At 68.4% G+C, this 13,810-nt stretch carries 13 protein-coding genes; all 13 read right to left on the reverse strand.

Features of this window, described 5'->3' with window-relative positions; translation table 11 throughout:
• Positions 1–753 precede the first annotated feature (753 nt).
• The 13 genes from SM577_RS17405 to SM577_RS17465 all read right to left on the reverse strand — a co-directional run bounded on the left by SM577_RS17405 (position 754) and on the right by SM577_RS17465 (position 13,786).
• A complete protein-coding gene (locus SM577_RS17405; RefSeq protein ID WP_474587379.1) occupies positions 754–1,533 on the reverse strand; it encodes a formate/nitrite transporter family protein in 780 nt (259 codons plus the stop codon).
• Between the two features lie 692 nt (positions 1,534–2,225).
• On the reverse strand, positions 2,226–3,155 hold the full coding sequence (locus SM577_RS17410) for a DUF389 domain-containing protein (RefSeq protein WP_474587380.1): 930 nt from the start codon (positions 3,153–3,155) through the stop codon (positions 2,226–2,228).
• 344 nt (positions 3,156–3,499) lie between these two features.
• Complete coding sequence (locus SM577_RS17415) at positions 3,500–4,180, reverse strand: hypothetical protein (protein WP_474587381.1); 681 nt, start codon at positions 4,178–4,180, stop codon at positions 3,500–3,502.
• Between the two features lie 70 nt (positions 4,181–4,250).
• A complete protein-coding gene (locus SM577_RS17420; RefSeq protein WP_474587382.1) occupies positions 4,251–4,646 on the reverse strand; it encodes a hypothetical protein in 396 nt (131 codons plus the stop codon).
• A 208-nt stretch (positions 4,647–4,854) separates the two neighbouring features.
• Positions 4,855–5,943: a cytochrome bc1 complex Rieske iron-sulfur subunit gene (qcrA, locus tag SM577_RS17425; RefSeq protein ID WP_474587383.1), complete on the reverse strand. Its 1,089-nt coding sequence runs from the start codon at positions 5,941–5,943 to the stop codon at positions 4,855–4,857.
• Complete coding sequence (qcrC, locus tag SM577_RS17430) at positions 5,940–6,767, reverse strand: cytochrome bc1 complex diheme cytochrome c subunit (RefSeq protein ID WP_474587384.1); 828 nt, start codon at positions 6,765–6,767, stop codon at positions 5,940–5,942. Before qcrC ends, qcrA begins: the two co-directional genes overlap by 4 nt.
• Before the next feature lie 421 nt (positions 6,768–7,188).
• Positions 7,189–8,115 carry a mechanosensitive ion channel domain-containing protein gene (locus SM577_RS17435; protein WP_474587385.1) on the reverse strand — a complete coding sequence of 309 codons (927 nt, stop codon included), beginning with the start codon at positions 8,113–8,115 and terminating at the stop codon, positions 7,189–7,191.
• Positions 8,116–8,232: 117 nt separating this feature from the next.
• Entirely contained in the window at positions 8,233–8,883 is a 651-nt protein-coding gene (locus tag SM577_RS17440) for an STAS domain-containing protein (RefSeq protein ID WP_474587386.1), read from the reverse strand.
• Between the two features lie 206 nt (positions 8,884–9,089).
• Positions 9,090–9,512 carry an STAS domain-containing protein gene (locus SM577_RS17445; RefSeq protein WP_474587387.1) on the reverse strand — a complete coding sequence of 141 codons (423 nt, stop codon included), beginning with the start codon at positions 9,510–9,512 and terminating at the stop codon, positions 9,090–9,092.
• A 537-nt stretch (positions 9,513–10,049) separates the two neighbouring features.
• Positions 10,050–10,328, reverse strand: coding sequence for a BON domain-containing protein (locus tag SM577_RS17450; RefSeq protein ID WP_474587388.1), 279 nt, complete (start codon positions 10,326–10,328; stop codon positions 10,050–10,052).
• 73 nt (positions 10,329–10,401) lie between these two features.
• Positions 10,402–10,827, reverse strand: coding sequence for a PRC-barrel domain-containing protein (locus SM577_RS17455; protein WP_474587389.1), 426 nt, complete (start codon positions 10,825–10,827; stop codon positions 10,402–10,404).
• 197 nt (positions 10,828–11,024) lie between these two features.
• Positions 11,025–12,227: an MFS transporter gene (locus tag SM577_RS17460; protein ID WP_474587390.1), complete on the reverse strand. Its 1,203-nt coding sequence runs from the start codon at positions 12,225–12,227 to the stop codon at positions 11,025–11,027.
• A 311-nt stretch (positions 12,228–12,538) separates the two neighbouring features.
• On the reverse strand, positions 12,539–13,786 hold the full coding sequence (locus tag SM577_RS17465) for an MFS transporter (protein ID WP_302920220.1): 1,248 nt from the start codon (positions 13,784–13,786) through the stop codon (positions 12,539–12,541).
• Positions 13,787–13,810: the final 24 nt, after the last annotated feature.

A 13,810-nucleotide genomic window follows, 5' to 3' on the forward strand; every position in this document is an offset into this window, starting at 1 on the left:
TTTGGTGGGCGGCTTCTTGCCAACGGCGGACGTGTGGCCGGGGTGAATTCTCCTCCGTCGTGCGCCGGTCGAAAACAGCGCCAGGGCGGTGACCGCCAGCAAAGCCATGAGGATGAGGAACAGCGCCGCGCCTGGGATCTGTGCGTTGAGTATCGGAACTGTCATTCCTAGGCCTTTCTGCGTCCGTTAGCCAACCGGAAGTGGTCGAAGTGCACCTGGATCGGCTCGGCGTAGCGACGGCCGATGGGCACGTCTTGTCGGTGCGAGGAGCTGCTGGCGGTCGCGGCTGAGCAGTGCGCATTGCCATGTCTGGAACGAATCGCGCCTCAGCGCCGTTGGCACGGCCCCGCGCCAGGCGCACACTGGCGTCCTGAGCCGCCTCGCGCCGGGCCGGGTGTCGCCGCCGAGGGCGACATACTCCCGCCTCTCGTTCTCTGTGTCGCCCGTTGCCTGGTACCATCGATGGTGTTCTCTGCGCTGGCGGGTCCGGCGGCAGCTGGTCGCCGCGGCGACGGAGTTGGCGCGCGTCGTCGAGCACTTGCTGTGACTGGGCCTCACCGAGCCCGTTGTCGACCTGCTGGTCACGGCTAAACCCTCGTTGCAGCCCTCGTCCGATCTCCGACCAGCTCTTCCAGTCGTCGTGGCGGTAGACGACCTGGACAACCCAATGCTGGCGAGCGGTCCACTCCCGTCGTAGCGGGTTCCCGCGCGCTTACCCAGCAGCCGGCGATCGAACACCCGTCGGCCCCAGGGTCAGGCGCTGGCCTTGACCTGGACGGCGTGGGTCAGGGTCATCAGCAGCAGACCGCCCAGCAGGTTCCCGCCGCCGGAGAGGACGACGTTGACACCGAGGTCAGCGTAGGAAACGTCGGCGCCGAGCCAGATGCCGAACAGTAGATGGAGCCCGGAGACCACGACGTGGTCGAACGGGCCGAGTGCGAGGAAGAACCCGACCACATATGCCAGGGCGATGCGGCTGCCGACGGATTCGACCGCGTGCAGCAGGTAGGACAACAGAGTCAACAGGGTCCCCGCAGCAATCCCTCTCGTCACGGTAGCCAGGTCCTCCTTGGCCGCGATTTCCTCCGCGACGAGGGCGAGGGTGTGATGGGCGCGGGATGGCAGGGTCCCCTCGACGGTGAACACAGCGGCCATGACCGCGCCGCCTATGAAGTTGAGGATGAGCACCAGCCCCCACAACCGAGCCAGCGGCCACACGGCTGTTAGCCGTCGGCGGGCGAGTGCCGCAGCGACCGGATCGAAAAAGTTCTCGGTGAACAACTCGGTACGCCCGACCACCACGAAGACCACACCGATGCCGAACGCCAACGCCCCAGCCAGTTGCCCGACCCCAGAGGCGTAGTCGGGTGCCACCAGCTCACGGACCATGCCCAGCGCGACGATCCCGAACACGATTGTCACCCCGGCGATGAAGCCCGTAGAGGCCTGCTCCAGGGAATTCATCGACAGTCGCCGCTCACCCTCGGTGCGAGCACTGGCATAGATGTCCTCTGGACTCGGCGCTCGTGCCACCCCGGCCGGTTACCCACGGATCCGACCAGCCAACCGCCGGCTGCGGCGGATCTGTGGCTTGCGGCTGCCAGTTCCGGGTACGACCCGATGATGGTGCTAAAGAACCGGGTCGATCTGCCGCGCCTGCTCGTCATCGCTCTGCTCAGATATCCGGCGCCTCCCGACGACGTGCCCGACGAGGATCCGTAGCCCTCAGAGGTTTTGGTAGCGCCACTGGCTCACGGCAGCCTCGATCACCACTCACTGGGACAGTTTCCGTTCGGCGACATCACCGGCGAGGGCAACCGGGCCTGATCCGCCGGTCGGGTGAGTCACCGGATCTGTTAATTGGCGAAGACCGGCGAGGCCGCCCGGCGTGCCCGCCAGGAGGGCCTGCGCAAGGTCGACCAGATGGACAGGACGAGCACTTCCCGGCGATGCGAGAGTGGCCACCTTCGACGATGTACGGCGGCGCTCGGGCGCACTGCTCGGTGTTCGCGTCCCTCAATCACGAGATGGCGGCGATACCAGGAAGCACAAGGAGCAAAGGTTCCCCGATCCACAGGTCGCTCCGGGCACCCCTCCGTCCCTGCAGGCGCCGAGGCGCCGCGCAGGACGCCGAGACCGGGCCGCGGGGTATTGGACCATGTCGCCTGCCCACTGAGTCGGCAAGGGCAGCTTCAGGCACGGGAAGCGCCAGAACCACCAGGCCCTCAGACACGGGTTGCACGACCCGTGGTGCGTCGGTGCGACCAGAAGACCAGAGTGGATGTCACGGTGACAGCGACAGCGTCGAGCGCTCCCCGCCCCAGGGCCCGCACGGCGAGACTCCAATCACCGCCGATCAGCGCCATCCCGGTGAGGGCGAATGCGGGGACAAGGGCCAGTGCGATCATGACTCCGGCGGTCAGCACCCGGCGATTGACCACGAGCAGCAGGGCGCCAGCGGCACCAGCGAGCAACGCCACCGTCAGGCTGGTCCAGGTGGTGGTCGAGAAATACGTCTGGAGCGCTGCAGCGGGCAGGTAGCTGCTCACACCGGCGTCAAGCCAGTCCTTGCCGAGCAGCCGGCAAGTGACCGCCCCGGCTGCTCCGCCAGCGGTCAGGGCGCCGTAGCCCTTCACTGCGTCGATCAGGCCACGGCGGCGGGCCCGGCTGCCGTTGGCGAACCCGAGTGCGATACGGCTGAATGGTTCGAAGCCCGGCGCGATAACCATTGCGGCGATGAGCAGATGCAGCGTGCCGGAGGCGAGGCCGAACGCGGCGAAGGCTCCGGCAACGAGCATGACGAGGACCTTGCCGGCGGTCATCGTGCTCTCCTGGCCGATGGCGAGTTCCACCTCCTCGGCGGTCGCGGTGTCGCTGTCTTGTACGACATCGTCTGCTCGCCCGGCGGAAACCAGGCTCGCCGGACGGCTCGTCGACAGGGAGACGCTCATGTCGGTGCCGAGGCCGCACGAGTCGGCGAGCCGCATCACCTGCTGTAGGTCGCGGTTAGTGACCTCGACGGCGACCATGTCTCCTGCCGGATGCAGGGCCACTCCCGCATGTACACGGAGAGAAAGCGTCTTCAGGGCACGCAGCGCCGCCACGACGTCAGCCGTCCGCTCGGCAGGAAGGATCATCTCGACAGTCCGTGGCATGTCCGTTCCTCCCGGCTCGCTCCGGCGTTCGCGTCTTTCCTGGTGCTAGAGCGGACCGGTGCTAACCAAACACGATGGACCTGCAGCTTGAGGCGTAATGCGTGCGGCCCCAGGAATTGCCGGTTCAGCGCAGACGTCGATCGGCGGCGGCAGTAGCGGTTTCGCTCCACCCCAGTCAACGACCGCAGGAGCTGTTCGGCGCGAAACCAGCTGCGCAGCCACGCGCCCGGAGCCGCGAAGCTGTAAAGGCCAAGTTTCGGGTCGAAGCGGCTAGGAGAGCGGTAGGCCCTCGCCACTCCGGCACCGGCCCTCCTGACCTACTAACCGACGAGGGCGAGTGACTGTCACTCCCGCTGGTTCTGGTCACTCGCGTCGCGTTGCCGCTCAGAACTGAGGAAGAACGCCCCCAGGGCGCCGGCCAGGGTGGCGAACACGACCACCGAGTATATGGCGAGAACCAGTTCGACGACCTGGGCCAGCGGATCGGTGGCGCTGAGCGGTTCGCCGGTGATCGTGGTCAGCGCGACGTCGTGCAGAGCTCGTCCGTACGAGCGGTAGCTGCCGGTGAGGACCAACACTTGTCCGACGCTGAGGATGATTGTCGTGGTGATGATCAGCAGCCAGGCGAGCCGGTCGGTCAGCAACCGACCGGCCGAGCGGGAGCCGCGCACGGCAGCGGTGATGACGCCCCCGGCGCGGGCAGCGCGCAGGGTGGCGGCGGCCCGGGCGAACCGCAGGAACGGCACCGCAAGGAAGATCACCTGCCACCAGTTACGCCGCCAGAACCCGCGCGCGTCGCGCCGGGCCAGCCAGGCGCGCAGGGCGAACTCGGCGACGAACGCAGTCCAGAGCACCCAGCTGGTGACGGTTAGGGCCGTGGACAGGGTGGGGTGCCGGGCGAACGCCTGCCCGAGCACGACCAGCACGAATAGCACGCCTAGGGCGCCCATCGGCTTGTCCAGCCGCCTGGCGAGGCCGTTGAGCACGGCGTCGCGGGACCGCTCGTCGTCCGGGTTATCGCTCATGCGTCGAGCCGAACGAGCGATCGGGGCCGGCGGTCGGTGGGCACGGCGTCAGCGGTGGCGGCGGTCGGCGTCACGGCCGTGCGGCGGGTCTCCCGGCTGCGCAGGCACGACACGGGCATCCGCTGGCCGGGCCGACCGCCCGCACCGTGGCAAGGAGTGCCTCCAGGGTTTCGGCAAGGTCGCCGGCCAGCTCGGTGAAGATGCCTCCGCGCCGCAGATGCGCGGCCGCCGCCGGGCTGTTCGCGGACACGGCCCCTACCGGTAGGTCGCAGTCGGTCCCGATGCAGGGCGACAGGGCGATCTGTGGAGTCAGGTCGGCCACCGCGACGCCGGGATACGGCCGAGTAGCTAGCCAGTCGTCGGGCAAATGGTCGGCGATATCGAGTGCGGTGGTGGCGGGGATCGCGAACCCGACGGACACCGTTCCGATCAGCGGCGGCAAATACGCCTCGTTGGTGGCGATCACCCGGCCCGAGTCGTCGGCGAGGGCGCCGCCCGAACTGCCGGGCGAGATCCTCGCATCTGTCTGGATCAGGTCGACCCAAGCGTTGCAGTGGTTCGCCGGCCCGGGAGTCTCCCGACCGGCGCCGCAGACGACCGCGGCGGTGACGCCGTACGGGGTCGCGGACCGTCGACCGCATCGGCGGTCCGCCGGACGCTCCTGCCATCGAGGGTCAGGGACGTTCCCAGAAGTCAGGCCCGATCGGCTCCTGGTAGTCGGACGAGGCGACGAAGAAGCCCTCCTCGTCCACCTCGATGGGGAGTTGCGGCAGCCGCCGGTTAGCCGGCCCGAAGATTGGTTCGGCGTTGTTGGTGATGAGGAACTGTGACTGGTGGCAGGGGCAGAGCAGCCGGTTGGTCTGCTGCTCGAAGAGGCTGGCGGGGCAGCCGGCGTGGGTGCAGATCTTGGAGTAGGCGATGTAGTTGCCCCACATCCAGTCGGTCTTGCCGGCCTCGCGGTTGTTCTCGCGGGCGGTGAGGGCGTCCGAAGCGCGCAGGTGGATGAGCAGGGTGACTGAGTCGGCGTGCTGGTTGCTGATGCCGTGGGGGATGCCGGGGAAAACGGTCACCTGACTGCCGGCCAGCAGGTCCGCCGGGCGTACGGGGCGTCCGTCCTCGCGGACCAAACGGATGCGGGTGACCCTGCCTTGGTCGTCGGCGGGTGCGAAGCCGGTGCGGAAGAGTTCCCGATCGGTGTGGGGGTCGCGGATAAGGCCGCCGACGAGAGGAGCGGCGACGACCGCGCTGACGGGAACGAGGCCGGCGAGGAGCGAGATGCCGAGCAGGGGACGGCGTTTCACGCCGAGTTCGTCTGCCATGTACAGCATGGTCTGGCCGGTGATGCGCCGCTCGTCGGGGGAAACAGCACCCTCATGACGATCCTGGATGGACACTTCCTTGGGCAGCAGCTTCTTGCCCCACGCGAGGATCCCGAAGCCGAAGCCCAGCAGGGCGATGCCTAGCGCCACTCCGAGCAGAGGCGTGTAGTACTCCGACAACCCGCCGACGAGCTCGAATCGCCACGGCCACCAGATGTAGACGGCGAGGAAGGCGGTTGCGGACAGGCCTGCGGTCAGGAACAGAGCCGTGACGGCATGCACCAGTCGCCGCTCCGCTCGTGAGCCGGGCACCACCTGCGGTTCGTAGTGGACGATCTCGATGTCGTCTCGGCGGGCGCCTTCGCGGACGACGTCGAAGCGGGACAACGTCGGGTCGTTGACATCGACCGGCTCCCGCTGTTGCTGCGTGACGTGCTCGCTCATGACTTACCTGCGATCCACAGGCTGGCGAACACCAGCGCGACGATGCCGACCAGGAACACCGCCAGACCTTCAGTGGAGGGGCCGTATCGACCAAGGTCAAACCCACCCGGGTCGGTGTCGGCCTGAATGACCCGCTGGATGTAGGCGATGATGTCCGCCTTCTGCTCCGGGGTCAGCGTGCTGTCACCGAACACCGGCATGTTCTGCGGACCGCTCAGCATCGCGGCGTAGATGATTCGCTCGCTGGCAGGGTAGAGGCTCGGCGCGTACTTGCCGGAGGAGAGGGCGCCGCCCCCGCCGCCAAAGGCGTGGCATTGCGAGCAGTTGATGCGGAACAACTCGCCGCCGCGGGCGAGGTTGGCGTCCTCGACCAAGGCATCGACGTCGTCCGGAACCACCGGGCCGACGCCCAGCGAGTCGATGTACGCGGCCAGCTGCCGCACCTGCTCGTCGGTGTACAGCGGCGGCTTGCGCTGTGCCTGTGCCTCCTGGCGGGCCAGCGGCATCCGGCCGGTGCCGACCTGGAACTCCACCGATGCGCCCCCGACGTTGATCAGGCTCGGTCCGCGCCCCTCCACGCCGCCGGCGCTGCGACCGTGACAGGTGATGCAGCCGACCTCGAACAGCGCCTCGCCCTCCGCGGCGGCTGCGCTGCGCCCTGGCTCTTCCTGCGCGCTGGCCTGCGGGGCGAACGCGGTGTAGGCACCACCGGCCAGAATCAGCGCCGCGACCATTCGGACGACGGCTGAGAGGCGCCGGGTGGCACGGCCAGGGCGACGGCCTTTTTCCGGGCAGGTGCCACCGTGTCGCGGTCGATCTGCCATGGCTTCCTCTGTCTTGCGCGCAATGGGACGACGATTTGTCACGATATACGAGTTCCTTCCTCCGAGCGGCCCTTACCGCGAACCAGGTGCCGTGCCGCATCCGCGGGTGCAACGGCGGGCGAGGGTGCGCCGGCGGGTTACCTGACGGAGAGGTCCGGTGAGCGCCACCCAGGACGAGCACGGAGACCGCGACCGCACACCGATCCAGCCTCCCACCGGCCCGGCGACGGTCCCCACTCCAGAAAGCCGGCCGCAGGAGCGGCCGGACGGCCGCTCTCATAAGTTAGGCGCGAGGCCTTCGAGACGGGGAACGAGAGCCGATCGCCCTTGCCCGACGAGCTCGCCGCCGCAGGACCAACCGTGACCCTGGCATGGTCTGAGCAGCGATGGTGGGCCGGCAAATGGCTCCCGGCGGTGCTCGCTAACGCTGGCGGTCGGGAGTAACGGAGCCCTCTGGTTGCTGCGGTGGGTGGATGGTGATGTCCTGGGTCACCGAGGCCACCCGCAGACCATGCTCGGTGAAACGGTCCAACACTCGCCGAGTGACATGGTCCTTGACCTGTCGGGCGGCGCGCACGGGCACCACGAAGCGGGCTGACAGCTCCACCCAGTTCGGCGTGGCGCGTACGAAAACGCGGGGGTCGACCTCCGCCTCGGCAACAGGATACCGGTGGCGCATCTGCTCGATCGCTCGCCGCGCTTCGGCCGTCGACGAAATGGCCTCTGCTTCCTCGCGCAGGATCCGCTCCGCCAGGTGCCAGTCGGCTTGATACGGAATGGGCAGAGTGAGTTCCTCCCATAGATGGTCTAAGACGGTGCTGCTGTTGTAGACGGGTGAGCTGAATACGAACCGGTTGGACAGGGATACCACCCGGCCGGTGTATTGGCGGCCTCGAATCCACGACTCGGGGTCGGTAGACGAACCGCTTTCCAGGATCCGCGTGCGCAGTGGTGTGATGTCCAGGACATCCCCGCGGACACCACACATCTGGATTCGGTCCCCGACGCGGAACTGCCTGCCGGTCAAAATGCTGACCCATCCGGCGAACGCGCCGATGACCTCCTGCATCGCCAGGGCGAGCCCGGCAGCGAGCAGACCGAAGACCACGCCGACGCGGCCAGCGAACGGCCGCCACAGCAGCGCCAGCGCGAACAGCAACGCCACGACGGTCAGATAGTGGACGGCCTTGCGCAGGTAGTAGCGGTTGGTGGTGTCGTCCACCCGCAAGGTGGCAAGACGACCCGCGAGGACAGCGATCACGACCGCCATTACGATCAAGACGGCAGTGGTGACGAGACGGCCGCCCACACTGCAGACGTCCCAGACCGCCTCCATGAACGAGTCCACGCTCCGCGCCCATCGTCACAGGAGCCCGCCCGTCGGCTGCCCCGCGCCAGGTCACTTCCACAATAGGTGGGTCCGAGGTTGCCGAACCCCGAAACGGCGACGTGGTATCCGTTCCCGTCATCGGCCACCGTGGCTCGCGTCGTTGTCGTCCGTGCTGATGAAGATCGGATGAGGCGCTCGCCACTGGTGCGACTGCCACCCCGGCGCCAGTTCAGCGATCGCGTCGACGCGGCTGGTGAAGATCGGAAAGAGGCTATCGAGGCGCATGGTGTGCAGCACGGCAAGGATGAACCGGGAGGGTGCGGCGAGGCCCACCACCGCGTTACGCCTACGGGCCTCACGCTGAGCGCGGACGAGTAGTCCCAGAGCGGTGGAGTCGATCAAGTGAACCTCAGACAGGTCGACGATGACGTAGCCGGTAACCGCAACCGCCGCGCGCAGGGCGGAACGTAAGGAACCGCACGCGTCGATGTCGATATCGCCGACGAGAGTCACGACCGTCGCGTCCGCCAGATGGTCGATACCCGCCACGGCACCACTGCGGCGGTGACTCTCCCCACCGGCACCAGCGTCAGCGGACGCGGGGAACAGCCCGCAGCGCGGGCAGCGGTGCGGCCCCGTGGAGAAGGGCGAGCCGGTCCAGCCGTTCTCCGAGACCAGGGTCCAGACAACCTCCGTGTCGGGCTGCAGCGGCCCGGCCCCGGTGATCGTCTCACCGCATCTGTCGCAGATGAGGGTCATGAGGTTCTCGTCAGGCACGACAGTCATCACTATCTCCTCGATGTGGGGTTCGTCCGCAGCCGCCTCGACAACGGACCGACCATGCAGACCCGCTGCCCGCTGGCAGAGGTCGTAGCGACTCGGCGAGCCCCGCGGCATCGTCTGCGAAGCGCCCGGCGTGAATTGACGCGGAGCAATCGATACGGCCGGCGGGCCTGGCGCCGCAGGGCCCGCAGCCGGCCATGCCTTTGCCGTCACACTGTCGGTGGCTGGCAGACGCCAGACGGCCGAGCAGTAACCGGTGTCGAGGCTTTCTCCGTCTTGCCCTCGGTGCGCGCCTCCGGGGGCATGCCCGTGCCTTGTAGGCGGCCGGAATCCGACACCCTGTCCTGCGTGGGCGGGACGCCATCTGTCATGATCACGGGTAGGATCTGGTCTAGCCGGGCGACCTGCAGTATCCGTCGAACCCGGGGGTTAGGGTCGCGGATGCTGAGGTCCGCCTGGTGATCCAGGAGCCGGCGGCGGCAATCGACTACCAGTCCCATGGCCGCGGCGTCGATATGCCGACAGGGAGACAGGTCGATCACCAGGTGGTCAGGTCGCAGCGACAGGACCCGGTCGAGGACGACGTCCGCATCGCCCAGGCCGGCCAGATCCAGGTCCCCAGCAACGCTCACCTCGACCCTTGTGACCCTGCAGTCGGTGTACGGCGACCCCGGCTCCATATGCCTCCCTCCATACAACCCGGTGTTCGGAATCCCACCCTGGGACCCTGCCTTGGCACTGGCACCGCAAACGGATGACGGTTGCGTGACAAACGGGCCCGAGTGCCTGCCGCGTCCGTCGCCGCTGTACGTCGGCATAGTCCGGCGTCTGCCTAGCCCATCACCGGTCGCCACATCGTCCTGGCGTCACGGAGGGGGCGGGCCCAGGTGGGCAGCCGAGCCGGGCCACCCGAAACTGGTCACCGTGGAGGCACTACCGCCGGTTCCCATGCGGGAGGCATGCCGACCTCGCGCAGGGCGTGATCCGGATCCGTGCCCCGTCAAGAGCGGGAGACCCGTCGGCCGGCTCCGTCCGTATGGCAGGGACCGTAGACGCGCCCCTCCGAACCTTGCCTCATTCCTCACCGCACCGGATCGTCGTCCCGGCGCCACCGGCGCGCACGTCCCCGCAGGCAGACGCACAGGGCACGACTTCCGCCGTGGCGCGGTTCACCGCCCCAACGTATGCAGTCGATTGTTGACGTCCTGGACGCCGGCGGTCCCCCAAGCGCACGCGTGGGCCTCGGCGCTCACTTCGTCGGAACTGACAACGCCGTCAAGGATGACGACGCCGTTTTGCACCTCGATGCAGACGCGTTCCCGGGCCAGCAATGGAGCTCGCTGCATGCGTTCAAGGAGTCGGCAGGCCAGGCGAGCGTCTTCGGAGGCGGGCCTGGTCTGGAACAGGGGCGGAAGATCATGGGGGATGAACCAGGGCACGTAGGTCATGTCACTCCTCGCATCGCTCGAGGCTCCGACAAGAGGCTGCAACCGCCGGAGCCCGCTCGGGGATTCGCAGTCCTCAACGGCGGGTTGGGGGCACCGGGTAGGGCGGGGCAACACCCGGACTGAAGAACGGTGCATACCCGTAGTACCAATACGGATCCTCGTAGTGATCGGTCTCGTCGATGACCGCCGGGTCGTAGACCGGCGCCTGCTCGATTTCCTGTCGCGTGAGGTCGACCCGTACCGCGTCGTCGGTGAAATCACGGATCGCGCCGACGGGGACAAAGATGGCGGTGGCGCCAATGCCCAAGATCCCCCCGTGCTCGACCTGTAGAAATCGCACCTTGTGCTCCTCGCTGTCAATCAGCAGGTCGTCGACCTTGCCCAGGTCGTTGCCGTCGGCGTCGACGACATGTCGGCCGCGCACGTCCTGCTCGGCCGTCCCGATCGTCTGCCCGGAGTCATTGAGCCTGACCAACGTCGCAGTTCTGTCGGGTGCCATGGCTGCTCCTTCCGTAGCGGCTTATCCCCATGTGCTACCCGGCAGCGCCGCGGACCCGACGACGAAACGATGACGGTCTGTGCCCACTATGGTGACGACCGACCGGCAGTGCCTTGACGTGGCGCCGGGGTGCGGCAGCGGGTTCGCCAGCGCAGGAAGCACCGATGGTCAAAGGAGCGAGATGGCAGATGTAGGTCTTACCGCCCCCACATAGGAAGGCCGGAGGGCCTCGCGGCGACCAGCGCGACGAGCAGGGCGGCCCCGGCGCCGAACGCCATGAGTACCGACGGCGACGTCGCGTCGACCACGACGCCGCCGAGCAACGCGCCGAGCGCAATGGTGGCCTGGAACGACGACGTGAACAGCACGGACGCGGCCTCAGTCGAGCCCGTGTTCGAAGCCGCGAACCAGGACTGCGAGCAGACCGGCACCGCCCCGTAGGCGAGGCCCCACACAGCGAGCAGCACGACCGCTCCGATCGACGCGGTGCCGAGCACGGACAGCAGCCCGGTGGCTGCGGCGAGCGCGACGGCACTGGCGATCATGGTCGCCCGTAGGCGAAGCCGAACGGTCGCGCCGGCGATGAAGTTACCCACGACGCCGGCGATGCCAAAGACCAGGAGGAACGGGGTGACCGTCCCGACGCCGGTGACGTGCTGCAGGAACGGAGTCACGTAGGTGTACGTGCCGAAATGCGCGGTCACGACCAGGACCGTCAGGACCAGTGCAGTGCGACCGGTGCGACTACTCACCACATCGACCAACGCGGCGAGCTTGACCGGTTGGGCGGCGGGCAACGGCGGTAGCACCGCGACCAACGCCAGCAACACGATCCCGGTGAGCGCGCCGAGCACGATGAACGCCGTGCGCCAGCCACCGAATTGGGCGATGAAGGTTCCGGCCGGAACACCGAATACCGATCCCAGCGGTACGGCCGAAAAAACCACCGCGGTAGCCACACCGACACGTTCAGGCCGCACCAGCCGTGGGGCGAGGCCCGCCCCGATCGACCAGAAACCGCCGATCACGACGCCGACGATTGCTCGGGACGCCACCATGACGGGGTAGGACGTCGCGGTGGCAGCGACCAGATTCGCCGCAGCCAGCAGCAGGATCAACCCGCACAGCAGCACTCGTCGGTCGAGCCGACCGACGGCGACGGTGACGATCGGTGCTGACACAGCCGCCAGCACCCCTGGCATGGTCATCGTCAAACCAGCGATGCCGTCGGACACGCCGAACGTGGATCCGATCGAGGTCAACAGTCCGATCGGCAGGATCTCGGCGGTGACGATGACGAAGATGCCCATCGCCACCGATACCACGGCCAGCCAACCGAGGAGCGGGGAGCTGTGGAAGGCACGACGGGCGGTGGTGGTCGGATCGGTATGAGTCGGCATCCGTCGAGCCAACTGCGATCGGTGGACGATTGCTGGCGGCTTTCAGCCGCGAACGTGAGAGGGCTCGCATCCTTCCAGGCGGTCGTGGATCGGTCCGCGGCGACGAACATAGGCACCCGCTGGTGCTGGGCGCCCTGGGTCTGGGACCGACTCAGCGCTGCAGACCGCCGACGCGCTGCTGGTGCACGGCGACTCCACCGCTCCGCCCTCGCTTCTCGGGCTCGCGGGGCGAGCCCATCGTTCGTGGTGGCGAACCTCGTCATGCCAGCACGGGCATCGGTCCTGGCCACCGGTCACGCGCATGATCGCCTTCACCGGGCAGACCCGGCGGCAGGGGCCCGGGCGCGCCGCGAAGAGTTACCGGAGAAGGTGCGGGTGGTCGGGATCAGCGCCGAGACCGTCGGGGCGGCGAAGCAGACGACCGCGCAGGTGGCCAGCACAGCGGGAGTACCGTACGCGTTGATCGCCGGTGCGATGACGGCGAGGCCGACCGGCGCGAGCCCGTAGGAGAACAGGAAGTCCAGGGAGGAGACCCGCGCCAGGAGGCGGGGATCCACTTCGCGTTGGGTCGCGGTGAACCAGGGCACGTTGAACAGTTCGATGCCGAGTCCGGCCAGCGCGTAGGCTCCGACCACCACGGCGGGGTGGACCGGGAACAGCAGGCTCAGCGGCACGAAGCCGTAAAGTGACAGCCCGGCCAGGGCGGCCCAACCTTGGTTCCGGGGACGCCACCGGCTGATCAGCACCGCACCGACGAGCGCGCCGACGGTGTATGCGGTGGTGGCCGCCGCCAGCACCGCTTCCGTGCCGTAGCGGTCCCGGCTGACCAGGGGGAGGGCGACGCCGGTCGCGGAGTACCCGGTGGCGATGACCGCGGTAAGGGCCGCCAGCCCGGCCAGGAACCACGGGTGCCGCTGTACCTCTCGCATGCCGTCGACGAGGTCGGTGGTGATTCGCTGGCTGGCGGTGCCGGTGTCGGGCATGTGGTGACCGCGCGGTGGCACGAGCGCCGCGACCAGCCACAGGGCAGCGGTGCCCAGCAGGAGTGCCGGAACGGACAGGGCTGCCGCCAGCAGCGCCGTCAGTGCCGGGGCGACCAGCGTGCTGACCCGCACCGCCAGGGTCGTCGCGGCGTTCGCCTGTTGACGGCGTTCCGGTTCGACGATCTCGGCGGTGAGCGCCTGGAAGGCCGGGCGGCAGGCACCCTGGCCCGCGCCGACCACGGCCGCCGCAGCCGCGGTCAGCGCGACCGATCGGCCCACGCCGACGGCGAGCAGCGGGCTGGCCGCCGCGGCGGCCAGCCCGGACCAAAACAGCACCGCCCGCCGGGAGTGCCGGTCGGCCAGCACACCCCCCAGCGGTACGGCGGCCAGGAAGCCAACCGTGCGGGCCGCGAGCACGACGCCTAACGTGACCGGGCCGATCCGCCGGTCCAGCACGGCCAGGCCGAGCATGAACGGCATCGCCCAGGTGGCCAGACCCGACGCGGTCGTGCCCAACCAGAGGCGCAGGAAGGCCGGCTCGCGCAGGATCGACCGGCCGGGGCGTGGCTCGGTCACGACGGGGTAGGTGGGGACGTGCTC

It is taken from the genome of Micromonospora desertarenae, from assembly GCF_056150265.1.